We start from the raw sequence: 25,014 nt of genomic DNA, 5'->3' as shown, positions 1-25,014 counted from the left end.
TTTAAAATCCGGTTTTAAGATTATATTTATAATTGAAACGATTTTCAGACATAAAAATAAATACAAAGAAATCGAAAAATGCAATTAATGCAGGAATGAATGTCCAACAAAATACCAGATAAAGTATTCCCATACCATTTTGACCTAAGTAAAATCTGTGAATGCCTAATCCTCCCAGAAAAAAAGCAAGTAATGCGGCGGTAGATTTTGATTTCATAATTTAAACTCTTGATAAAACTTCGTTCTTTTTTGTTTCAAACTCTTCAGGAGAAATTATTCCGTTTTCCTTTAGGTCTTTTAACTTCTGTAATAAAGCAAAAGGATCTTCATTTTCTATTAACAATGGTTTTTTTTCCTCCTGAAATTGTTGTGGTTGTGTGATAATAGGAGTAGCATTGTTCACAGTAACTCCACCAGCTGAAGCTCTCAAAGTTTCAAGATTTTTTTCTCTTCTCAGACCGCGCATTCTTTCTTCTACTTCCTGTGCAAACTGGTATAGTTTTCTGGCTTGGTTTTTAGGGAGATAATCCATCATATTGGTGAAGTTGTTTGTTGTTTTCATGATAAACGTAGCACCAACAATCCCTTCTTTGATGTGGCAATCGGCTATATCTACCCAGCTGTAGTCCTGAAAATCCATTGATAAGCCAAAGTTTTTCGGTCTGCAGAAAATGATCCTTCTGTTCGTTAGGGCAATACAATCTGGAGATAAATTGATTACAGGTTTTTTCTGAACAGCTATGTATTCTACAACTTCTTGTGAGGTAAGAAGACTGTTTATCCTTCCTAAAAGCTTTTCAACAGCCTGAGGATCCTGTTCTTCATTTAAAAAATTCTTTAAGTTCATATTATTTTGTTTTGATTATTTTACATCTTTATAATAAACATATCCTTGCTTCCCACTTGATTTAACTTGTACTTTGTACCACGAGCCCTCTTTGGAAAGTTGAATGAGCTTGGCTTTTTTAGGCACCGTTGCTATTATTTTAGATTTTAGAGATGGTTTCTCGTAAATATTTGTTGCTTCTATTCCTGCAATGTATCTGTTGTTGGAATTAATATTGAAATTAACTTCATCAATAAATACTTTTGGTGGTTTACTTGATTTTGTTTTGGAAGATTTATAAGAATCAGAAGGTTTGTATTTCCCAGACTTACTTTTCTTATTGGAACTGCCCGATGATGAGCTTCTTCCGGAAGAGCCTCCTCCACAAACTCCACAGGTTCCACCGCCACTACAGTGCCCACATCTTGAGCAGTTGGAGCAAGCCGTGCAATAGGAAGAACCTGTACATCTTCCGCCGTGTTCTACATTGTCATTGGCTTTCAGACAAGAATTTAAAAGAAATAAGCTGAACGTCAATATAATGAAAGGTATTAGCTTTTTCATGTTAATGGTAATTTTCCAAGGTCTGATGAAGCTGATTCCTGTAATTATAGATTTCATCCAGAGTAGTCAATAAAATCTTTTCTCCTGCTTCTTTACCATTGTGAAAAGTCTCCAGATATTTATTTGCTGTATTAAAGTGTAGTCTGCAAATCGGTTTTCTATTGTTATCATCCAATAAGACTCCGAAATATGAAAGCGTATCCCTGTAAGCAATTCTGGAAGAAGGAATTTTCTCTCTCAGAATAGCTTTTACAATTTGAAATCCTTCCAATTCTTCTTCCGTTGTTACAATTTTAGAATCATTATTCTCATCGATGGGTTGCGATGTTTTCACATCATCTTCTCTTTTTTCTATTTGTTCATTGATGCTCAATGCAGATTTTAACCGGAAGCTGATGGATTCGTTGATAGAAGTTGTTAGAGCTTTTTTAGCATATTCTTTGAAAGAAACCATTCTATTGGCTGTTAAAGGCTTTTCAAAGAAACGGTTCACCAATAGTTTTACCAATTCATCAGATGGGTTTTCGATCTCTTTTTCGAATTCTTTTCTGATGGCCTTGATGTATTTTAATGCTTCTGCAGAATCGAGAATGTTTTCCAGATTATAATCCTTCTTCGTGAAGCTTTCCAGAATTTTAATGGAACTGTCTTTTAAATCCTCAATATTAATAGTGAAGAAAGGTTTTTCATCCATAATATTGGGCTTTTCCAGATCTGTATAAAAGTTATATACTATACCATTGGTCAAAATACCAAATCTCGTTTTCGAAACATGATAATATCTGTGAAGTTGCGAATTGTGAGCATCTGCACTTTCTTTCCAATGTTTACATTCGATAATGAAGATGGGCTCATCATTATTTTTGATAACATAATCCACTTTTTCACCTTTTTTCGTTCCAATGTCGCAAATGTATTCCGGAACAACTTCCGTTGGGTTGAAGATATCATAACCCAGAATTTGTATAAAAGGCATTACAAAAGCATTTTTTGTAGCTTCTTCCGTTCCTATCTGTTCTTTCAGACCGATTACTTTCTGATGTAACTGATCAAGTTTAATTTTGAGATCCATAGTATTATTTTTTTAAAGTTTCATCAACGATTTCTGCTGTTGGAGCATTTGCTTTTACGGATGCAATGCCATTCTCCAGTCCGGACTTTGAGCTGTACATTTGACTGTTCCCGATGATTTCTCCGTTTCTTGCTTTTAAAACGAAATAATCTTTTCCGTTTTTCGCAACCCTTTTGTCGTATCTCGAAAGGTCTTGTGAATTAACTTTTACAGATTCAATTCCTTTTTGGCAAGATGCTTTCTGGACATATCCTTCGCTCGTTAAAATAATTTCGCCATTTCCGGCCTTCAGATTAAACTGATATTCGTTGTTGATTCTTTGTGTGATGATAAATTTTCCCATGATTACTATTTTAGCTTGTGTGACATTCGTTAGAACACGTTTTGCAGCCATTCGCTTTCGAATAATCTCTTTTTGCTTCTCTTACTGCGTCTTTACAAGACGAAAACTGACCTAAATATTTTCTGTTATCAATGCTCGGGAGATATATACAGTTTTCATGATGTACTTCATGGTCTCCATTTGCTTGAGCTTTTTTGTTTACATAGTACTTTTTCATAATAAAAATTGTTTATTGTTTTAACACTCCAAAAATATGAGCATTAAATTTTGGTTCATTACGGAAAACCGTAAAACGAGCAAAAAATAAAAAACCTTTCAAAAAATTTGAAAGGTTGTAAGTGAGATGAATTGTTTTTATATAATCCCAATATCCTTGCAGAAGGCCACCAGCTGCTCATTACTTTTTACTTCAAGATCTTCTTTCAGGCTGTTTAGCCTTTTTTCCACGCTGCTGAGGCTGGCGGGTCTAATATTTCTTTCCTCAAGATGTACAGGTATATTTTTTTGTAAAATTCCTTTAGAAAGGAGAGAAACAAGTGTAATATCATAGGTAGAAAATTCATAGCTATTGAATTTTTTCATATCCTGCTTGAGATCAAAAGATAAATATTCTTCACCAATGTATACGGAGGTAATTGATTTTTTTAAATCTTTTGAATCATTTCTGGCTTTACGAACATAACCGTTAATGTGATAATCTGAAAAAAGATTTTCTATTACCCCTGTTTTATGTTCCGCTGAAAATACAATGACTTTAAGGTTGGGCTGTATCTCTTTTGCTTTTCTGATGAGGTCTTTTCCGTCTTTAAGATTCTGTTCATGATGATCTTCCTCATAATAAAGATCTGTAATCAACAAGTCGTATGGGTGTTCTTCCCTTAAAGCTTTCTGTATTTTTCCTACGGCATCATCACAATAGTATACATAATCTACGTTGGGAATATTTAGATCCTCAAGGGTTTTCTGAACGGAAATATTGATGCTTTCATGGTCTTCGGCAATTAAAACTTTTTTGAACATGGTTATACGATTTAATTAAAAAATAGGTTAAGACCTCAAAAGTATATTCATTTATTTTTTCATCATTACGTGATCCCGTAAATAAAGCGAAAAAATAACCTTTTCATCAGATTTGATCAGATGAGGCCAATATCTTTACAGGTTACGATCATCTCAATATTGTTTTTTGCGCCAAGACTGTCACGGAGTTCGTTCAATCTTTTTTCAATAGATCTAATACCATAAGGCGTCATTCGATGCTCTTTCAGATAGGTGCTTATTTCATTTTGTTTAAGACCTTTGGCAAGCAGTTCAATTAATTTCATATCATACACATCAAATTCAGAAGAAATATGGCGCATTGTATTGATAACTTCCTGAGGAATTACAATCTCTCCATTAAAGATTTTCCGTATTGTGCTTTTCAGGTCTTGCCCATCACGTCTCGCCTTACTCACAAATCCGTCAACTTTATATTTTTTGTAAAGATCATCAATTGTTTTAGCTTTCTTTTCTACAGAAAACACAACTGTTTTTAGCTCAGGCTGAACCTTTTTTACCTCAGAAATAAGCTCCTGACCGGAACGAATCTGCTGAGGAATATGATCTTTTTCAAACGACAGATCAGCGATAAGAAGATCGTAAGGACTTTTCTTTTCTAAAGCTGTTTTGATCCTGCTTAAAGCTTCATCACAATACATTACATAATCAAAGTCAGGGATATTTAATTCTTTTATCGTGTTCAGGATTCCCTGGTTCATTATTTCCTGGTCTTCAACGATTAAAACTTTTTTGAACATGGCTATATGATTAGGAAGCAGGGAATGAAAGATTTACCTTCAGTCCTTTTTCAATTTTGGTGTCAAAAGTAATGGTTCCGTTTATCGCTTCTATACGGGATGCCGTATTACGCAGCCCATTTTTATAAATAAGATCTCCGGAAATTCCTATTCCATTGTCTTTGTATTGAATATCAACAAGATTGTTTATTTTTTCAAACTTCACGGCCACATGACTGGCATGGCTGTGTTTTTTCATATTCACCATCAGTTCGCGGATCATTTGATAAACTTCCTCTTTAGCTGTAGCAGAAATAGATTCCCAAATTGAAGGACTGTTTCCTGCTGTGAAGGTTTTTACGGTTTCACTATTGAAAGAAGCAATAAGCTCTGAAATTACTTTACTAAACTCTTTTTCTTCGCCAATTTTATCATAGGAAATATCCCTTGATTTTTCATACACAAATTCCAGTTCATCAAGGGCTTTATCCCGGTCAAAGTCTTCCTGGTTCTCAATCTTTGTCATCACCTGATAAATCCCATTGGCAACTACATCATGAACCTTTTTAGACATCTTAAGCTGGGTGTTTTTTATTTCGATTTCTTTTTCTTGCTTTAATTTTAATTGTCTTCTTCTGTAACCAATTACAATAAATATAATTGCAACAATTAATATAACCACTCCAATTAAAAGTTTTAAAATATTATTATCCTTTTCTATATTTTCTCTTTTCAGTTTTTCAGAATCGTATCTTTCTAAAGCAAATTGATTTTTAGACTTATTTCTAGCTGTTTCTAAGCTATCCTTCAGATTTTGATATTGCTTGAAAGTTGTTTTTATATTTTCAGGTTTTTCTAATTGTATTATTTTTTGGAGGGCTTCTAATTTGTCATCAGGACTTTTATTAACTGAGGCAGTCTGGAACATTTTTTTTGCATAAAAAAGAGCTTTTATAACATCACGATTCTCAAAATATTCTGTTAAGTGAGAAAAACTTGCATTTAGTCCATCATTATCTTTCAACTTCTCTCGAATTTGAAAAGCCTCGTTCAGCTCATATTCTGCATTATATTGAACGTTTTGTTTAAATTTTGCAAAAGCTAAATTGTCATAAGCTTTAGAGAAAATAACAGAATTTTTTTCAATATTGGAGGATAAAATGCTTTTGTAAATATTAATTGCTCTATTGTATTCTCTCAAATATACATATGAAACGGCCATATTGTTAAGAAGAGTGAATCGCTTAATTGAATCTTGAGCATATATTGAAGCCTGATTGTAAAATTCTGCTGCTCTTTTATAGTCTTTTAATTTTTGGCAAGAAATACCAAGATTATTGTAATTGGAAACAATTTCTACCGAATCCTTTTTTTTATCTAGAAATTTGATAGCTGATAGAGCTGTTTCTTGTGCTCCATAGTAATCTCCAGCTTCACACTGGATGATTCCCATAAGTACTAAACAATTGCCTGCATAAGAAGGATATCCTTTTTGAATAAAATCATCTTTTGCCTTATTAAAATATTTAAATGCAGCGTCTTTTTTTGCTGCCTCTAAATAATCATAACCTTTATCGTAATTTATTCGATCGGCTACTGAAGGCTTCTTCTTTGAACAAGAAAGTAGAGCAGATAAGGTTAATAGAAGAGTTATATAAGCTTTCAATGGTTTTTTTTCAAATTTAATAAAAAAAGCGAAAGATAATTCTTTCGCTTTCTTTGTTATTTTCTTGGAGGTATTATTTGTCCTGTTTCTCCTCCCGTATCGCTTTCTCCTGTGCCCCCAGTTTCACCAGTATCTGAAGATTCTCCCTGAGATTGTGTGGTTACAGTTGTTGGGTTATTATCATTTGCTGTTGTTGCATTGGCAGTATTGTTTGAGAATGCTAAACCGAATAGCATCAATATAATTTCGATCATTTTTTCAAAAAATTTATTGTTAAAGCATTCGTATTCTTCCCTGCGAAGCAGATCGCAGACAGTGTTATACGGTTAAAAAAATTGAAGCGCTTCTAAATTTTTTGGGAAGTGAACCTTCAAAAACGGAGGAGAAACATCTGCTTCCCAACCCGGAGTTTTCCTCCGTTTTATCTGGTGATTTTTGAAATCAGAGTTTTGATTTTCTGTTTATTTTTTGTCCCTGATTTCTTTTACAAATATCCGATAGTACGTTGTCTTATATAAGACAGCGAGTGGACAAGCAAAGCCTTGTAAAATGCTGTTATTTACGGGAAACCGCAATTATAATGTCTAAAATGTGTCTAATTTGGACAGCATATTAATCCATTATCGAAATTGTATGTTTGAGAAAAGAAAATTGCTCATAAAAGCAGCATATGAAACCGCAAAAAAAGAACTTAAACTTGAAACAGATGTTTATAGTACTGTATTCGATTTTTTAAGCCAGAAACTAGAGGAAAAGTTTGGTTCTTCTAAGGATGGAAGAACTTTTGTGCGATACTATAAAAGATTGGTAAAGAAAAATGAAGACTATCCTATTGATGCAATTACTTTAGACCAATTAAGTTGGTATGTTGGTTATGATAATTTTGAAGATTTTTCTGAAAATTATACAATTAAAAAAGATCATGGAGAGACTCAGATAGAAATGAGAATTGGAAATGATGAAGATTCTTTGTCAGAAAAGCTTTCTAAAATAATTATAAACATTACCAATGCACCTGTTTTCAATATTCCACAGATGGCAAAAAACGGGATGGGAATAGGAGCAATGGTTTTAATTTTATTTGCAAGTTTTTCTTCAGGAAAAGGAGGTTTAAAAATATTTGAAGAAGAGAATCAATGTATGTATTGGGATGGAGATGAATATAAATTAACTTCTTGTAATGATAAGAACCCTAAACATCAGTTATTGCCCGTTGACACTGTTAGATTAAAATATTTTAAGAAAATTACCAGGCCAGATACTTTGACAATAGAAAACGGATTAGGTAACTCCTGGTATACAAAGTATGATAATGCAGTAGATTTTTTTACAATGGATGGAATCAATCCGGACAACGGTAAAAGTCTAAGAGATGCGAGCAGGCATATGATCACAAAATATGCAGGAAAAAATGCCGGGGCTTTATTAATAGAAGAATAACTTTCCTTCACAATTATTTAAAATTCAATTAAAATAATTCCTTATCTATTCCTGTAATTTCGTCTTATTTTAAGATGAATAAAATAATATTCTCCTGTTTCATTTTTATAGCTCCGTTTTTATCCGCACAGAAACCGGTACAGATTGCATTTCTTTCTGATGTGCATTTTCAGGATTTGTACGGGAGTTTTTCAGATCAGAATTTTAAAGGAATTATGAATCGTGGAACAGGAAAACCTACTATTCTGAGAACAATGGATTCTCAATTGCACTCTACCAGAATTTTCAATGAGAACTATTTTGCTTTTCTCAAAGCACTGAATGATATTGCCACAAAAGGAATTAAAATTGTAGCCATGCCCGGCGATTTTTCAGATGATGGACAAGCTTATAACCTTCGTGGGCTGCATGCTATTTTAGAAAAGTATCATCAGAAATATGGAATTCGTTTTTATTTAACAACAGGGAACCATGATCCGGTAGGACCTTTCAGAAATGAAGGAGGAAAAGATGATTTCCTTGGGCAGGATGGAAAGCCATTGGGGATTTACAGCAAAGAGAATATCGGAAAAACAACGGATAAAGTGATCACAAAAGATATTGCCGAATCAGGGTATCTTGAAATTTTGAATGAATTAAAAGATTTTGGATTCTATCCCAAAGAAGAAGATTTGTACTGGGGTACACCATTTGATCATAATCCTTTTAAAAATTATAATTATAAAAAAGGAATCCAGGCTGCAGATTATTCCAAAAGAATGTATGAAGTAACAAAAGGTTTTTCTGTTCCTGATTTAAGTTATGTTGTTGAACCTGTGAAAGATGTATGGATGATTGCTATAGATGGGAATACTTATGTTCCGAAAAACATCAATGAACACCCTGAAAATACGTCCAACTATAAAGGAGCAAGTATCGGCTATAATAATGTACTGACCAACAAACAGCATTTAATCCCATGGGTAAAAAAATTGTCTGTTGAAGCAAAGAAAAACAATAAAACCCTGATTGCATTTACCCATTACCCTATGATTGATTTCAATGATGGAGCAACGCAGGAGATTAAAAGTTTGTTAGGTGAGAAAAAGTGGCAATTGGAACGTGTTCCTCAGGAAGAAGTCGCAAAAGTTTTTGCTGAAGCTGGTTTACAGATTCATTTTGCAGGTCATATGCACATTAATGATACAGGAATCGGAAGGGAAGGAGATAACATTTTAGTAAATGTTCAGGTACCATCACTGGCAGCTTATCTTCCTGCATATAAAATTCTGACCATCCAATCTCCCGATAAGATGGAAGTGCAAACAGAGGTTTTAAGTGAAGTTCCTCGCTTCGATGAATTGTTTCCATTATATGAAAAGGAATATGAAGCTTTACAAAACAGCACAGGTAAAATACTATGGAATAAAGATATTTTAAAGACAAAATCCTATCATGATTTCATGCTCTTTCATTTAAAAGAACTGGTTCGCCTACGGATGATTCCGGATGACTGGCCGAAAGATTTTATTGAAAAAACTAAAAATTTAAATGGTGAAGACCTTCTCTTACTCATTCAAAATAAAGATCAACTAAAAGAAAAAAGAATCACTTCTGAAGACTTTAAAAAATGGTCTTTTGATGATCTGTTGCTGGATCTATATAAATTTCAATCCGCTGATGAGCTCGCAAAAAAGGACATTCCCGAAGAGAGACTGAAGCAGTATCAGTTATTGGAGAAATTGTACAAGGATCAAGACTCGAAAGATGACCCATTTGTTCAGCAGTTAAAATCTGTTTTCAAAATTCTTTCATTACTTTCCAATGGAGATCCGTCAGATCATTTTGAAATAGATTTAAAAAGAAAAGAAATAAAAAGATTGTAAATTGTAATGCTTTATAAGCATGCAATTTATGCTTAAACATTTGTGTCTATTTGTGAAAAATATTAGCGCCGTTAGTGTTTAAAAAACAGAAAGGCTGCCCATTCAGGCAGCCCCTCAATTATAAATCTAATAGCAAAACAGGACTATTTTCCTGTTACAGGGTTCATTCTTTCATAAGTGTTATTGTCAAAACTTACCTTATAATTGGATTTGAATAGCTTGCTCGGATAATAGTAATCTGTTGTAATGATTTGCGCACCGCTTTGCTTGGCTTTCTCAAATCTTGAATAGTCTTCATTTCGTGCCTCCATGGTATCGGCATCGGCTCTGGTACGGATGATGTATCCTTTTTTAACCAGATCTTTAATCACATTATCGTCTTTCTTGGGTTCATTCATAAATAAAACAGCAGATTCAGGAGTTCCCGGAGTGGAATTCGTGAAAAACATTCTGCCTTTCAGAGATGGATGATCTTTACTATACAAATCCCTGTTTTCTCCATTGTTATCCATTACAAAAAGAAATTTTCCTTTTACGTCTTTTACTTTAGGCCAGTTTTTCTTTACAACAGCTTCATTAAGTGTTGTATAAGAACCACGGATATCATCCGGAATAATTATTTTATCTTTTCCCAGATACTTTTTTAATTCATTATCAAGATCGTCAAAAAGCTGTGCTGTATAATGCTCCGATTCTGTTCCGAACTGATTAGCTTTTCCATCTTTGGGTTCAAGGGTTATAAATACAGGATCATGATCAGGATGTTTGTCTGACCATTTTTTCAGGTCCTTCAGGCAGTCTTCTAATGTATAATACCAGGTTTGATAATCAATATCTGTAATATGGATCATCTTGTAACCCGGCTTTTTCATTTTACCTTCCGGATCAAAAGGTTCGGAGGTATTTACAAGATCCAGAATTTTTGGATGAGCATATTTTCCTCCTTTGCTGTCTGCATACACATCTATTTCCAGGTTTCTAAGCCCCAGGTCCAGTTGCTGAGGAATAGGGATGTGCTCATACTGAATCCTTGGTAAAAGTTTCAGCGTATCTTTTTGAGCCAAATAACTGTACACCTCGGGAAGAATTGCTTTTTTATATGAATTATGAGATCCGATAATCTGAACTTCATTAATCTTTAAATCACCAAGAGGATGAGATTGTGACCAATATAGGTGGAATGAAGATAAAAACATGCTAAGAAGAACAGCCTTTTTCATTTCGATACATTTTACATGCGAAATTAATCACTCTTTACAAGGAACGATTTATATATTATGTTAAGTAATTTTTAAAATTTTGTGAATGTTAAAAAAATAAAGAGGTATAAAACTTTGATATTTAGTCTGTTTATATTATCCCAAATTGAGATATTTATATTTTGTTGACTTTAAGATAATATTATGTTAAAATAGAATTGTGGTAGATCCTTTTACTTTGTATGCCGAAATAAAAACTAACCGTTGCCTGAAAAGAAAACCACTGTTGCGGGAACAACAGCGGCTTTTTGATAAGCAATGTAACGTCTTGCAATTACTTTACTTATTGATATGTACCACAAAATTAATTTTTTTAAGTTTAAAAAGCTAATTCCGATTGCATTAATTTTTTTGGTGGCGAGCCAAGCTGATGCGAAAGGATTTACTTCAAACTATCCTGTGTTTTCGCAGGTAAACGAAACCATTTCCGGAACCATAACGGATCAGAAAGGAGCGGCTATTGAAGGCGCCAAAATCACAGTGGTAGAAACCGGAGATACTGCTTCTACCGATGCTTCAGGAAAATTTGCCATTTCGGCCAATATCGGGCAGACCTTATCTATTTCTTATGAAGGATATGGAACCCAAATGGTGAAAATCTCCAGTACTTCAGTTGCTGTAAAACTAGAACCCCAAAAAGCATCCACTTCCATTGAAGAAGTTACATTGGTAGGGTATGGTTCTCAGAAGAAGTCAGACTTAACGGGAGCAGTGAGCCAGCTGAAAGCAGAAAACTTCAAAGAAGGGATGAACATTTCCGTTGACAACCTGATGCAGGGGAAAATCGCAGGTGTCCGTATCGTTCAGTCTAGTGGAGAACCGGGAGCGGGAGTGAATGTTTCCATCAGAGGGATCGGTTCTATCCGAAGCGGAAGTACGCCTTTATTCGTTGTAGATGGAGTGCCTTTGAGTAACGATGCCGTAAGTGCTACAGGCCCAAATATTGGTTTAGGAAATGCTCAGGCAAAAAACCCGTTAAACTTCTTAAATACGAGTGATATTGAATCTATCACCGTTTTAAAAGATGCTTCTGCAGCAGCGATCTACGGAGCGAGAGGATCCAACGGTGTTGTTTTGGTAACGACAAAAAGAGGAAGAAAAGGAGAGCCTTTGTTTACGTATGACACGTATTAAGGTTTTTCTTCAGTCATTAAAAAACTAGACCTGATGAGCGCTGATGAATACAGGTCGGCAGGAATCAACAAATTGTATGATCATGGTGGAAATACAGACTGGCAGGATGAAATTTTCAGAAATGCAGTGTCTTCTAACCATTCCGTTTCATTTTCAAAATCTACGGAAACCGGAAATTACTTTGCGTCTATCTCTCATATGGATCAGGACGGGATTATTCTGAATAGTGGTTTCAAAAGAACGACAGCCCGTTTGAATGCAGAAGAATCTTTCTTTGATAATAAAAGATTAAAGATTAAGCTCAACCTTACGGCAAGTGACATCAAAGAAACCGGAATCCCGAACGGAGCCAACGCAGGTTCTGATGGTCAGGTGATTATCCATGCTTTGATGGCGAATCCTACACGTTCCGTATATGACCAGAACGGAAGCTTTACCAATTTCAATATGAACGCTCATTACAATCCATTGTATCTATTGAGCGTTTACAATGATAAAACCAATACTTTCAGAGTGTTGGGGAATACAGAAGCCACATTGAGAATTTTACCGGGGTTGAATTATAAGTTTAACCTGGGGATTGATAAAACAATGTCCGAGAGAAATACAACCATGTATCCTAATATTACAGATAGAACTCCGAAAGGAATGTACGTTCAGGCTAATCTTGATTCTTATAATGTGCTTTTGGAACATTACTTAACTTATGACCTTAATTTAAACAAGCACAATTTCAGCTTATTAGGTGGTTTCTCTTATCAGAAATTTAAAACTACAGGAACGTATTTCGGAGTAAAAAACATTGCGAATCAGGGAGCAGGAATTTCTCCGGAAATTAACCCGGGATATTCTGGGGAAGCATTTATTCCGGCTGCGGGATATGCTCAGGAGAATGAGCTACAGTCCTATTTCGGAAGAGTAAATTATAATTTTGATAAAAAATATTTATTAACGGCTTCATTGAGAGCTGACGGTTCCACCCGTTTCGGTCAGAATAACAAATACGGGTATTTCCCTTCTGCTGCTGTGGGCTGGACGGTTTCGAATGAAAATTTCCTGAAGGATTCTCAAATCATCAATGAATTAAAATTAAGAGGAAGCTGGGGGCAAACCGGTAACCAGGAAGTTCCGAACAAGATTACTCAGGCGAGCTCTTCACTGTCGCCATCCGGAGGATATTATTTATATGATAATTTAAATCTGATCAATGGAGTAGTAATTAACAGAACCCCTAATCCCGATCTGAAGTGGGAAGTGGTGGAACAGACCAATATTGGAGCAGACTTCAGCTTATGGAGAAACAAATTGTATGGATCACTAGAATACTACAACAAAGTAACAAAAGACCCGATTCTGAATATCCCTTCCAGACCATTAAGTCCTACAAGCACGGTGTGGAAAAATGTTGATGCCAAGATTGTCAATAAAGGTTTTGAATTCTCTTTAGGTTCAGAAATCATTAAAACTGAAAATTTCACATGGAACTTTGATGTCAATGGAGCAACGGTTAATAACGTAGTAAAAGACCTTCCGGTTTCGGCTATTTATTCAGGGGAGGTTTCAGGACCTGGGCTTTCCGGAGTGACTGCCAATATTTACAAAAATGGCTACGAAGTTGGATCTTTTTATATGTTGAACTATCTGGGAGTAGATGCCAACGGAAAATATATCTATGAAGATGTAAACAATGATGGAAGAATTGATCAGAATGACAGAAAGATCTTTGAAGGAGCTATTCCGAATTTCACTTTCGGGATCAATTCTTATATGAAATACAAGAAGTTTGATTTCTCATTCTCTTTCATCGGACAAACGGGTGGCTACCTTGTGAATAATACTGCATTGGATTTAAATATCAATAACTTAGCTTCAGATAGAAATGTTTTGAAAAACTTCTACGAATCAGGAGCCAATTTCACCAATCAGCCTCAGCTATCATCCCTTTATCTTGAAAAGTCAGACTTTATCAGATTAAATAACGTGAAATTAGGATACACTTTCGATACCAGCCAACTGAAGTTTTTGAGAAGTATCAATTTGTATGTAAGTGCACAAAACCTGCTTACCCTTACAAGCTACTCTGGGTATGATCCATTAGTGGATACCAACAAACAGGTGAGTGGAAACCAGTCTCTGGGAATTGATTATACTACTTATCCGTCTGCAAAGACTTTCATTTTGGGAGCTACTGTTAAATTTTAATTGAAAAAAAATCATGAAATCTAAATTTTTAAATATCAATAAAATTGTATTATCCATTGCTGTATTTTCTTTAATGGGATGTACCAATCTGGATGAAAAAGTGATCGATGAGGTATTGGGTTCTGAAACGGCAGATCCTGAAGCTGCTCTTGCCGCTGCTTACAGCCAGCTGGGAGACGGAACTTTTGTAGACCACGGAAACGTTTTTGCCTTGCAGGAATATTCTACTGATGAAGCGTTATTACCAACAAGAGGAAGCGACTGGGGTGATGGCGGAAAATGGAGAGCGATGCATGAATTCTCATGGGATGCAGGCAGTGATGTAGTAAAAACAACCTGGAATTCCCTGAATTTTGGAATTACAAAGTCTTTGACAGCCATTTCAAGTATTGAAAAAAGCAACAGCACAAACCGGGCTTTATTTTTAGCTGAAGCAAAAGGACTATTGGCCTATTATACGTATACAACGATTGATCTTTTCGGGCAGGCTCCTTACAGAGATCCCAATAATATTAATGCTCCTATTCAGATTAAAAAGGCAGAAACTACCATTGATGCTCTGATTACTGAAGTAGAAGGGCTTATTCCCAATCTGGCAGATATTAAAACACAGAACACGCACGCCGGAAGATTTACAAAGCAGGCAGCTTATGCATTTCTTGCAGATATGTATCTTAATAGAGCTGTTTTGAAGAATAAAACGGCAGGATCTTTCAACTTTTTGGAACAGGCGGTGAATGGCTCGGGAACGGATATGGATAAAGTAATTGAATATTCGAATTTGTTGATCAACAATCCACACTTCAGTCTGGAGTCTAACTATTTCCACAATTTTGATATCAATAATGACACAAGTAAGGAAATGATTTTTTCGATCGTTCAGAAGAAAAATACAGACAAGACTTCAGATAACGACCTTGCGTATATGTCTATGGAAAGAATCCAGAAGCCATCGCCTGATAACAGAGGAACCAATGCATCATGCATTACCCCGGAATTCTATTATTCATGGAACGGAAATCATGATGATCCGCGTTTTCAGAGATCTTATCAGTATGCAGACGGAACATGGTTCAGAAATGACGGAACAGATGTAAGTGTGCCCTCATCCAGCAAAGTAGAAGGAACAGGAAAACCATGGTTTCATTTCAACAGAGGCCTGCAGGTAGGGCAGCAATACGGGCCTAAACTTCTTGCTGACGGAAACTTTGATATGACAGCAGATGGAAGAATTAAGGTCTATAAATTATTTACCGAAAAAAATACAACACTTGCCGCAGATTTTACTCCTGAATTGAATTTTGACAACCCTTCAGAATCTGTATTTACACAAGCTCAGATCAACAGAGGGGTAAGAAACTTTAAATTTGAATTCGATCCGGGATATGGAAACAACGGAACAAGCGGAATGGATGTGCCTTTGTACAGACTAGGAACCATCTATATGATGAGAGCAGAAGCTTATTTAAGAAGCGGAAATATGTCGGGTGCGTTGGCAGATGTGAATAAACTGAGAACAAGCAGAACGAATAATGCTTTAAAGAACAATACTCCGGGAGTTGCTCTTGCTTCTTTAGATCAGAATACCCTTTTTAAAGAATCAGGATATGAATTGTATTGGGAAATGTACAGAAGAAAGGCGATGATCCGATTTGGGAAATTTGATTTGCCGGGAACAGCAAAACCAGCTTCTCAGCCTTACAGAAGAATTTTTCCTATTCCTCAGGCAACTATTGATGCCTCAAAAGATTTTACCCAGAATCCAGGATATTAGTTTCTTTTTATAAACAATTATTTTTTGCGTCAAACAAGAAGCGAAGAGATTTCCTCTTCGCTTCTGTTATTTTATATCGGTTTGTAAATATTCTGCTAAAATTGTGATAATGATAGTAAACATCAATAGGAACGGAACATTATCCTGAGCATAATCTGGCAGATTACGAACGCCAGTTCACGAAGGGAGTCCGTTTAACAAAATATCGAACATCCATCTGGCTTTAGCCAAAACTTAAAATTTACAAAATTTTATTCTACATTCAACATTCCCAGTTCTCCGAAATGTTTTTTAAACTTCTGAATTTTAGGGCCTACTACAGCGCTGCAATAAGGCTGTGTCGGGTTTTCGTTGTAATATCCCTGATGATATTGTTCTGCCGCCCAGAATTTATCGAATTTCGTTAATTCTGTAACGTAAGTTCCAGCCCATCTTCCTGATTTCTGAGACACTTTGATAGCTTCTTCAGCTTTTGCTTTTTCAGCTTCGTCTTTATAATAAATTACAGAGCGGTATTGAGTTCCGATATCATTTCCTTGCCTGTTTAATTGAGTAGGATCATGAAGGAAGAAAAATACATCCATTAATTGTTCGTAAGAAATAACTGCAGGATCATAAGTGATCTGTACCACTTCTGCATGTCCTGTTTCTCCAGTACAGACTTCCTGATATGTCGGATTATCTTTATGTCCTCCAGAATATCCTGAAATAGCAGATTGTACCCCTTTCAGCATATTGAAACAGCTTTCTACACACCAGAAGCATCCGCCACCGAAAGTAATCTGGTCTAAATTATTGTTGTCCATTTTTGGTAATTATATTGTTGTGTTATCTTTTCCAGATCCGGAAAAAGCTGATCAAAAGTATGAAAAACTTTTTCATTTGAACATGATTTTATGTCTTAAACTCAAATTATAATGATAGATGTGACAAATGATTTTAAACACAATTACAAGCTGTTTTTATAGATATGGGGTAGAATGTAAAATAACAGATATAATACCTAAGTTTTTTAACAGTTAGTATTAGCAATGTCATGCTGAGCGGAGTCGAAGCACTTTAATTTTAAACACCAATAACACTAATGTTTTCAGGAATAAACACAAGAAAAATGCAACCCGATCATCTGTGAAAATCTGTGCAATCTGCGGAAAAAAGAAAGCACCCTAAAAAGGATGCTTTGTATCATTTAAAAAAGGTATTATTTATTTTTCCCAAACCAAAGCACTTGCTCCAAGAATAGCAGCATCTGCTTCGTCTAGTTCACTGAATACCAGCTTTACTTTATTTCTGAAAATGGGAAGAAGGTTTCTTTCCATATGAAGCTTAGCAGGTTTTAAAATAAAATCTCCAGCTTTGATTACTCCTCCGAAAAGAAGAATAGCTTCAGGTGAAGAGAACATTACAAAATTAGCTAATGCTTCACCCAGCTTCTGTCCTGTATATCTGAAAACTTCAATAGCAATTGGGTCTTCTTTGATAGCACACTCGTATACTGTTTTAGAATTAATTTCGTCTTCAGGATATTGGTTCAGCATAGATTCCGGGAACTCAGCTCTCATTTTCTTTGCTGTAATGGTAATTCCTGTAGCAGAAGCATAAGCCTCGAGACTTCCTTCAGAACCTGTGCTCCAGTGTTTTCTACCCCCTGGTTTTACAATTGTATGTCCTAATTCTCCGGCAAACCCGTCGTGTCCATAGATTAAGCTTCCGTTAGCGATAATTCCACTTCCTACTCCTGTTCCCAGGGTAATCATAATGAAATCCTTCATTCCTCTAGCTGCTCCGAAAAGCATTTCTCCAAGGGCTGCAGCATTGGCGTCATTGGTTACTGTACAAGGAAGATTAAACTTTGCAGTCATCAGCTCTGCAAATGGAATGACTCCTTTCCAGGGTAGGTTGGGGGCAAGTTCTATGGTTCCTTTGTAGTAGTTTGCGTTGGGAGCACCTACTCCGATTCCGTCAAAGTGTGCTTCAGTACCATATTTTTCCATCATTGGACGAACATGTTCATATAAAGCATCAATGAAATCTTCTACTTTATCATAAGCATCAGTTCTAAGATTTCCTTTATCCAGAACTTCTCCACGGTGGTTTACGATTCCGAATTTAGTATTGGTTCCGCCGATGTCAACTCCAAGGGCAACTTGTTTTGATAAATCTATTAATGACATTTCTATTATTAAATTCTAGGGGCTAAAATTATAAAAAAGATTGTATTAATGGATTATTAACTCCGTTTTATTTAATATGTTAAACCGTTTTTACTGTTTTTTTCTTTTTTCTTCCCCACCAGATCATAAATCCAGTTACCGGAAGAGAGGCACAGATAATACTTACAATAAAAGCAATGATCTTGGTCGGAAGTCCTAAAATAGCTCCTACGTGGATATCATAATTAGCACTTACTACTTTTTCCCCGAAGTTTTTGTCCTTGGGATCATGAGTATGAAGCAATTCTCCGGAATTTTCATCAAAGATTAAGCTGCTGCTTTTATGATAAGAATAAGAAAGGTGTTTTACATATACCTCAAAGTTAGGATGTTCATGATCATCCATATGTGGATGGCCTAAGTCTATGGCAAAACCATAGGAATCCGGATATTTTGTTTGTACTGTATTGATGATTTTATCCAGTGTTCCTTCTGTTCTCAGCTCAATAGGAGCTTTTGTCTTGATATGTGAAAAATCAGGGTACTTGGTTTCACCACCGGAAAATATCACATAAATCATGGCCTGAACTACAAAAAACGCATAGAAAAGTCCTGTAATAGATAAGATTAAAGCAAAAATCGAGGCGTAAAATCCTAAGACATTATGAAGGTCATAGTTTTTTCGTTTCCAGCTTTTAATATTTTTCCATTTGAAAGCAAAACGCTGTTTTCTTGCGGCTTTGTTTTTAGGCCACCAAAGAATAATACCCGATATCAGCATAATGATAAAAATGATAACAGGAATTCCCACTACATAAGTTCCCCAGTCCTGCTTCAAAAGGTAGCTCCAGTGGATCATTTTTACAATATTGAAGAAGCCGTTTTTCTCATCATAGACTCTCAGTACCTTCCCTGTGTATGGGTTTACATAAGCCTGTTTGTAGATGGGAAATTCATCAAAATAGTTCCAGGCATCCGTATTATGCTCATACCAGAAGAACATATAAGACTGCGTCTTGTCAATAGGAACATTTACCCAGTGGATGGGGTATTTCTCTTTTACCTGCTCTGCAACAACCTTTTCCATTACTCTGATAGGAAGAACCTGCTTCTGTTCAATATTTTGCTCATGATGGTAAATGACATCTTTTCGGGTGATGTTTTCCACTTCATCCTTAAAAACGTATAATGCGCCAGTAATAGAGATAATAAAGATTAGAAAGCCTATTCCCAACCCGAACCAAAGGTGCAGCTTGGCAGACCATTTCTTAAAGAATCCAGGTTTCTTTTTATGATGATTTTTCTTCATATAACAGTAAAAAGTAAAGCAAAGATATGCTTTACTTTTTATTTAGTTTAATTAAAATTTGTATTCAATCATGAATGTTCCTCTCAATCCAAGAGCATTCGTGAAATCACTGTCTCTTGCTGTCCACCAAGAAATAGCAGGTTGATACACTTTGTTAAATAGGTTTTCAATACCTAACGAAAGTCTCCAGTTGTTGCTAACCTCATAACTCGATTTGAAGTTAAAAACAGTATATTCAGGAACAAACCCCTCACCATAGGCATACTGTCCTGTTTTAGCATTAGGTTCAAATCTGTTTTGCTGGAAAGAATGAAGCATATCAAGACCAACGGATAAAGCAGGAACAGGTCTTGCCTGAACATAAGCCAATACTTTAGGGGCAGAGATTCTGCTGTTGTTGATCTTTGCAGAATAATCACCGTCATCTTTTACAGAGGTAATTCCTTCCATCCAGCTATAGCTTCCACCAAACTGAATCCATTTTGTAGGAGTAAAATGCAAAAATCCTTCAACACCGTAGACAATTTCCGGCGATCTTTGAATCATTAATGCTCTGTCCGGGCTCTGTACGAATGATGCTCCTAATTTAGATGTACTCACATAAGAAGTTACTTCATAATTTAACCAACTTGACAGCTGTCCTGTGGCTCCCAATTCATAATTGTTAACGATAATGGGTTTTGTTTCTAAGCTATTGATGGTTTCAGACGTTGAGGTTCTTAAGATTCTTCCTAACTCATTGATAGAGTAGGCTTGTGAGAAGCTTCCAAAAAGGTTGATATAAGGCTCAATATTATAACGGATACCAATATTTCCAACCAATGCATTATAGTTCAGTTTTCCACCTGCAACAGGAATACTCGTAGTAAATGTTCCATCACTTTTAAGTGAGGAAAGTGTATTGAAGTCATCTACATTCACTTTGATATTTTCGTAGCGGAAACCTCCTTTGATGGTAAACTTTTTGAACAGATCAATTTTTGCCAATACAAAGGGAGCTATATTGGTCATATTCATATTAGGAGTCCAGAAACGGCCGTCTTCCAGCTTTTGTACGGTCTGATCATTTAGAATATCAGCTCCATAGATGATTTCTCCCTGAGAATTTGGAGAATTCCATAGTTGGGTGTCCAAATTGATTCTTGCTCCTTTTTTCTGGGAAATAACATTGGATTGACCACCATTGAAGAAAGTATCACTGTATCCGTAAACGGTTTTAAAGTCCTGATAATAAAGATTAATGTTTAAAGAAGTTCCTGCAAACAGGTTCTTATTATCATAGCTCACTCTGATGTTGTGGTTTTTCGGGGTTCCCTGAGGGGTTGTTTCCAATCCTTTTCCTACTCCTTCACCAATGGTAGGAGTGATACCGTATTTTCCTGTTTTTAATCCTACATTCAGCCCTGATCTTGAAGAATAGCCAATATAAGAAGCCTCGATCCTCTGGTTTTCATTGATATCATATCCTATTTTAAGCAATCCGTTGTAGTTGACCATCTTGGCAATGCTGTAAGTAGGGCTTATTAAAATACCGTCTCCGTCTTTTGTATATCCGGTTCTTTCGTAAGCCAGTGAAAGGGTATAATCAAATTTGTTGATCTTTCCGGTTAAAAGCTGGCTTGCTCTTACTCCTAAAGTCCCTCCGTAAGACTGTCCTGTAAGACCAACTTGTGAAATTCCAGAGATTTTTTTATCTGTTTTGCTTCTTTTAGTAATATAATTGATGATACCACCATCTGCACCGTTTCCATAGATGGAAGAAGCACCCTTGATCACCTCAATTCTTTCGATAGCTGAAGGGTCTATAGTCCTTAGGTCTCTTGCTCCGTTACGAAGTGGAGTAGACTGTGGAATCCCATCAATCAAAACCAAAACCTGGCGTCCTCTTAAAGTCTGTCCCGAATTGGAAGTCTGTCCTGAGTTGGTTCCTAAACTGGGAACGGTATACTGCAGGATGCTCGTAATATCAGAGTTAACAGTCAGCTGAGATTGAATCTGTTTTTCTCCGACAATAGTGATAGAGCTTGGAACCTCTTTTATATTTTCTTTTTTTCTTGAGGCAGTCATAACAACCTCATCCACATTTTTGGTTTGTAATGTATCTTTTACCTGGGCAAAAACGGTAGTAGTTCCTAAACAGGCAGCTGATAAAAGCGCTTTTTTCATTATATTTTCTTTCCTTGTTTCTTTCTTTTTCCCCACCAGACCAGAAATCCGGTTACAGGAAGTGATGTACACATGAGGCCGGCAATAAACCAGATGATTTTTCCAAACAGTCCAAAGTAGGATCCTGTGTGGATATCATAGTTAGCATTGGCATATTTTTCGGCGTTGCTCAGTTTTTGATGAGGTTTGTTGGCGAGTAGCTTTCCTGAGTATTTATCGAATGTCAGCAGATTTCTTTCGCTGAATCTTCCGTCCTGTCCATAGATGGTAACGGGAAGGTTCTTCAGTTCTTTTCCTTTTTTATTTTTTCCGTTTAAATTGATTCTGAAGCTGGATGAGCCTGCATACAATTTTTCTGTCTGTGCGGCGGCCAGATCAAAAACAGCTTTATTTTTTACCATCAATGAATCCGGAGACTTGATTTCTTTTTCTTTTGGAGCTTCCCAATAACCGGATATAGCGAGGTTAAAAGTATTTTTTACATACGGATAGGCAAAATAAATCCCTGTAACACTCATCAATAAGGCAATGAATGAGGCATAGAACCCTAAAATATTGTGAAGGTCATAGTTTTTACGTTTCCAGGTTTTTATATTTTTCCAATTGAACCAGAAACGTCCTTTTCTTGCATTTTTATTTTTAGGCCACCATAGAATAATTCCTGTAATCAGCATGATGATAAAAAGAACGGTCGGGATTCCTACAGTAAATGGCCCCCATTCGGAATTGAGCAGAAGCCCCCAATGGATATACTTCAGAATATTAAATACATCATATTTTTCATCATACACCGCAATGATTTCTCCGGTGTACTGATTTACATATACCTGCTTGTTGATGAGAACCTGTTGAAAATAATTCCAGCCTTTTTTACTTTTATCATAATAAAGGAAACGATAGGATTTGCTTTTGTCTAAAGGGATTTCTACCGAGCTTAGCGGATGTTTTTCATTAAGTTCCAGTGAAACTTTCTCACGAAGTAAATTAAGGGATAACGCCTTTTTCCCGAGATCTTCTTTTTTTACATAAATAGCTTCTTTACGCAGACTGTTTTGTACTTCATCCTTAAAAATATATAAAGTCCCCGAAAGAGAGACTATAAATATAATGATGCCAACAGACAGACCAAACCACAGATGCAGCTTGGCAGACCATTTTTTTGTTGAAGAAACCTTCTTTTTATGGTGATGCTTTTTCATAGCAAAAAGTTAACCCCGTGAGGGGCTAACCTTTTATTTTTTTAAAATTTATATCCTATAGTGATTCTAAAGTTTCTTGGTGCATCTGCCTGGTAATAGTAGTAACCGGCATATGGTGACCCTGAATACAGATACCTGTTGAAGATATTGAATACATTGAAATTAACTCTGAATTTTGAATTTTCCCATGACGCTCCTGCATCAAATTTTACATAATCAGCCATTTGCAAGGTATTGGTGCTTCCCCAGTCCCAGCTGCTGCGGTCTGCCATATATGTTCCACCAAAGCTCAGTCCGAAACCTTCAAGAATATTATTGCTGAAAGTATAGTTTAACCAACCGTTTGCAGTATGCTTGGCATATCCAGGAACTCTGTCACCTTCTTTTCTTGTTGCTGTTGTTTCAGTAAATTTATTCTCTGTAAAAGCATAGTTGAAAATAGCATTGAATCCTTTTACAATTTCTCCTTTAAGATCAAATTCTACTCCCTGTACTCTTGTTTTTCCAAGAAGAATAGAATATTTCCCATTCGGATTATTAGTTAGATCCGGATCTCCTGTAATTTCATTATTCTTGTTGATATTATATAATGAAAGAGTGGTATTCCATTTACCGGAAAACCAGTCTTTCTTAAATCCAACTTCAATATTGTTTCCTGTTAAAGGAGAAGCAGTTGTTCCGTCTCTGAACAGACCTACCTGAGGTACGAATGACTGATCATATAATGCATATGCAGACATATTTTCATCAATGGAATAGCTTAATCCGATACGCGGAGTAATTCTGTTGGCTTCAGACTTTACTCCATAGTTAACCTCTTTTACATTGGTATAGCGTGCTGCCAGTGTAAGCCTTAATGCATCATTGAAGAAACCTAGCTCATCCTGCAAGTATAGACCTGTATATCTTTGATCAATAGTACTGCCTGCCCCTGCTCTAACAGAAAGTGGAGTAGACTTGTTGAATGGCTTGTAAGCAGCCGTATTGTTCGGCCCATAATATGCACCTTCGCCGTTAATATCATAGTTGCTGGTGTCTGTATTATACCAATAGTTATGATCAGCTACATTATTAGTGACAGGATCAAAATCTCCGTTAGCATTATATTTATCCAGATTATATCCCTGAGACCAGTCTGCCATATACTTTTTGCTTCCCAGATCAAGCCCGGCTAAAATTTTGTGATTAACTGGCCCTGTTTTTACAAGCCCGTTTAAAAAGACCTGCCCGAATTTCATGGTGTTATCAGCTTCCCAATAATTCAGACGACGGATCATGTGATTTCCTTCAAACATAGCTGGCCAAAGGTCGCTTCCCATTGTATATTCATTTACATACGTTAATTGGGATGTTAATTTCCAGTTTTCATTAAATTTATGCTGTAAATTAATATTGATAGTATTGTTATCAACCTTTGTTGGATCAATACCTGGATCTGTAAGAGTATATCCTACAGGTTTTGCTTTATATCCCTGAAAACTGAATACATAGGCAGATCCTACTTCAGACATTTTTGCTTTTTGGTATATATATTCCGCTGTCAAAGTAGTTTTATCACTAAGGTCTACTTTTAACGAAGGATTAATGATATATCTGTCATTAAACTCATAGTCTCTGAAGCTGTTTTTGTTCTGAGCCATTAAATTCAATCTGAAAGCTACTTTACTGGTGATTTTAGTATCTATATCAGCTTCCCCTCTGTACATGTTGAAGCTTCCCAGAGTAAGTCTTGCCGTTCCATTTAAAGGGTTTCCCGTAGGTTTTTTAGTAACAATATTGTAAATACCACTTGGTTCTCCGTTTGACATTAAAAATCCTGATGGTCCCTTGATAAACTCAATATGGTCAACATAACTCATATCTTCACTCAAAGGTCCCCAGTTTGAAGTTACATTCACTCCATTCATAAAAGCTGAAGCTCTGGAACCTCTCATATTGACTCTTGTGTACATATCTCCCCAGTGTTCCAACCTTTGAGCACCGGCAACGTTTCTTAGAACACCATCACTCAAAGTAGTAACCTGCTGATCTTCTAAAGCCTTGTTGGTAATGATTGAAATGTTTTGAGGAATTTTAATAAGTGCTTCATCCAGACGAAGAGAAGATGAACCTTGTTTTTCTACGTATTTCTTATAATACCTTCCGTTAACAATTACTTCTTCAATATCGTTGGATTTGATGGTGTCTTTTTTTTCCTGTGCAAAATTGAACATAGATGTTAATAATGCAGCTCCTATTGTTATTCTTTTCATTGTTTATAAGGG

General features: G+C 35.9%; 22 protein-coding genes. 5 read left to right on the top strand and 17 right to left on the bottom strand.

Annotation, left to right across the window (positions count from 1 at the left end):
- Position 1 precedes the first annotated feature (1 nt).
- The 10 genes from CQ046_RS10670 to CQ046_RS10625 all read right to left on the bottom strand — a co-directional run bounded on the left by CQ046_RS10670 (position 2) and on the right by CQ046_RS10625 (position 6,503).
- Positions 2 to 217 (bottom strand): TM2 domain-containing protein, encoded by a 216-nt coding sequence (locus CQ046_RS10670; RefSeq protein ID WP_105702225.1) that lies wholly within the window; start codon positions 215 to 217, stop codon positions 2 to 4.
- 3 nt (positions 218 to 220) lie between these two features.
- Positions 221 to 847, bottom strand: a complete 627-nt coding sequence (locus CQ046_RS10665) for a PH domain-containing protein (RefSeq protein WP_105702224.1) — start codon at positions 845 to 847, stop codon at positions 221 to 223.
- Between the two features lie 15 nt (positions 848 to 862).
- Positions 863 to 1,390 (bottom strand): SH3 domain-containing protein, encoded by a 528-nt coding sequence (locus tag CQ046_RS10660; protein ID WP_165790504.1) that lies wholly within the window; start codon positions 1,388 to 1,390, stop codon positions 863 to 865.
- Between the two features lies 1 nt (position 1,391).
- Entirely contained in the window at positions 1,392 to 2,462 is a 1,071-nt protein-coding gene (locus CQ046_RS10655) for a type I restriction endonuclease (protein WP_105702222.1), read from the bottom strand.
- Positions 2,463 to 2,466: 4 nt separating this feature from the next.
- A complete protein-coding gene (locus CQ046_RS10650; protein ID WP_105702221.1) occupies positions 2,467 to 2,805 on the bottom strand; it encodes a YegP family protein in 339 nt (112 codons plus the stop codon).
- Positions 2,806 to 2,815: 10 nt separating this feature from the next.
- Positions 2,816 to 3,022, bottom strand: a complete 207-nt coding sequence (locus tag CQ046_RS10645; protein WP_047426254.1) for a hypothetical protein — start codon at positions 3,020 to 3,022, stop codon at positions 2,816 to 2,818.
- Positions 3,023 to 3,159: 137 nt separating this feature from the next.
- On the bottom strand, positions 3,160 to 3,825 hold the full coding sequence (locus tag CQ046_RS10640) for a response regulator (RefSeq protein WP_105702220.1): 666 nt from the start codon (positions 3,823 to 3,825) through the stop codon (positions 3,160 to 3,162).
- 116 nt (positions 3,826 to 3,941) lie between these two features.
- Complete coding sequence (locus tag CQ046_RS10635; RefSeq protein WP_105702219.1) at positions 3,942 to 4,604, bottom strand: response regulator; 663 nt, start codon at positions 4,602 to 4,604, stop codon at positions 3,942 to 3,944.
- Between the two features lie 10 nt (positions 4,605 to 4,614).
- Positions 4,615 to 6,249 (bottom strand): tetratricopeptide repeat-containing sensor histidine kinase, encoded by a 1,635-nt coding sequence (locus CQ046_RS10630; RefSeq protein WP_105702218.1) that lies wholly within the window; start codon positions 6,247 to 6,249, stop codon positions 4,615 to 4,617.
- Positions 6,250 to 6,305: 56 nt separating this feature from the next.
- Positions 6,306 to 6,503, bottom strand: a complete 198-nt coding sequence (locus CQ046_RS10625; RefSeq protein WP_123906605.1) for a hypothetical protein — start codon at positions 6,501 to 6,503, stop codon at positions 6,306 to 6,308.
- 346 nt (positions 6,504 to 6,849) lie between these two features.
- Between CQ046_RS10625 and CQ046_RS10620 the strand changes: the two genes are divergently transcribed.
- A complete protein-coding gene (locus CQ046_RS10620; protein ID WP_228406929.1) occupies positions 6,850 to 7,689 on the top strand; it encodes a hypothetical protein in 840 nt (279 codons plus the stop codon).
- 74 nt (positions 7,690 to 7,763) lie between these two features.
- The gene (locus CQ046_RS10615) at positions 7,764 to 9,554 is read left to right on the top strand and encodes a metallophosphoesterase family protein (RefSeq protein ID WP_105702215.1); all 1,791 of its coding nucleotides are present in this window, start codon (positions 7,764 to 7,766) and stop codon (positions 9,552 to 9,554) included.
- A 143-nt stretch (positions 9,555 to 9,697) separates the two neighbouring features.
- On the opposite strand, the gene CQ046_RS10610 is transcribed toward CQ046_RS10615, so the two are convergent.
- Complete coding sequence (locus tag CQ046_RS10610; protein WP_105702214.1) at positions 9,698 to 10,774, bottom strand: phosphatidylinositol-specific phospholipase C1-like protein; 1,077 nt, start codon at positions 10,772 to 10,774, stop codon at positions 9,698 to 9,700.
- Between the two features lie 393 nt (positions 10,775 to 11,167).
- Here CQ046_RS10610 and CQ046_RS23865 point away from each other — a divergent pair, with 393 nt between their 5' ends.
- From CQ046_RS23865 to CQ046_RS10600, 3 genes are read left to right on the top strand one after another with little or no spacing between them, the layout of a single operon-like run.
- Entirely contained in the window at positions 11,168 to 11,947 is a 780-nt protein-coding gene (locus tag CQ046_RS23865) for a TonB-dependent receptor plug domain-containing protein (protein ID WP_228406928.1), read from the top strand.
- A 33-nt stretch (positions 11,948 to 11,980) separates the two neighbouring features.
- Positions 11,981 to 14,149, top strand: coding sequence for a SusC/RagA family TonB-linked outer membrane protein (locus tag CQ046_RS10605; RefSeq protein ID WP_228406927.1), 2,169 nt, complete (start codon positions 11,981 to 11,983; stop codon positions 14,147 to 14,149).
- A 13-nt stretch (positions 14,150 to 14,162) separates the two neighbouring features.
- Positions 14,163 to 15,923 (top strand): RagB/SusD family nutrient uptake outer membrane protein, encoded by a 1,761-nt coding sequence (locus CQ046_RS10600; protein ID WP_105702213.1) that lies wholly within the window; start codon positions 14,163 to 14,165, stop codon positions 15,921 to 15,923.
- A gap of 251 nt (positions 15,924 to 16,174) precedes the next feature.
- Here the strand turns inward: CQ046_RS10600 and msrA are convergent, their stop codons facing one another.
- The 6 genes from msrA to CQ046_RS10570 all read right to left on the bottom strand — a co-directional run bounded on the left by msrA (position 16,175) and on the right by CQ046_RS10570 (position 25,002).
- Positions 16,175 to 16,729, bottom strand: coding sequence for a peptide-methionine (S)-S-oxide reductase MsrA (gene msrA, locus CQ046_RS10595; protein WP_105702212.1), 555 nt, complete (start codon positions 16,727 to 16,729; stop codon positions 16,175 to 16,177).
- A gap of 399 nt (positions 16,730 to 17,128) precedes the next feature.
- Positions 17,129 to 18,097: an ROK family protein gene (locus tag CQ046_RS10590; protein WP_105702211.1), complete on the bottom strand. Its 969-nt coding sequence runs from the start codon at positions 18,095 to 18,097 to the stop codon at positions 17,129 to 17,131.
- Between the two features lie 79 nt (positions 18,098 to 18,176).
- Positions 18,177 to 19,385, bottom strand: a complete 1,209-nt coding sequence (locus CQ046_RS10585; RefSeq protein WP_105702210.1) for a PepSY-associated TM helix domain-containing protein — start codon at positions 19,383 to 19,385, stop codon at positions 18,177 to 18,179.
- Between the two features lie 51 nt (positions 19,386 to 19,436).
- A complete protein-coding gene (locus CQ046_RS10580; protein ID WP_105702327.1) occupies positions 19,437 to 21,551 on the bottom strand; it encodes a TonB-dependent receptor in 2,115 nt (704 codons plus the stop codon).
- Positions 21,551 to 22,750: a PepSY-associated TM helix domain-containing protein gene (locus CQ046_RS10575; protein ID WP_105702209.1), complete on the bottom strand. Its 1,200-nt coding sequence runs from the start codon at positions 22,748 to 22,750 to the stop codon at positions 21,551 to 21,553. The genes CQ046_RS10580 and CQ046_RS10575 overlap by 1 nt, the downstream gene beginning before the upstream one ends.
- Positions 22,751 to 22,791: 41 nt before the next feature.
- The gene (locus CQ046_RS10570; protein WP_105702208.1) at positions 22,792 to 25,002 is read right to left on the bottom strand and encodes a TonB-dependent siderophore receptor; all 2,211 of its coding nucleotides are present in this window, start codon (positions 25,000 to 25,002) and stop codon (positions 22,792 to 22,794) included.
- Positions 25,003 to 25,014 lie beyond the last annotated feature (12 nt).

Origin of the sequence: Chryseobacterium sp. MYb7 (assembly GCF_002979455.1) — a bacterium.
Classification (GTDB): domain Bacteria; phylum Bacteroidota; class Bacteroidia; order Flavobacteriales; family Weeksellaceae; genus Chryseobacterium.
The sequence above is the reverse complement of the archived record's forward strand: the minus strand, read 5'-3'. Positions and strand labels throughout refer to the sequence as shown.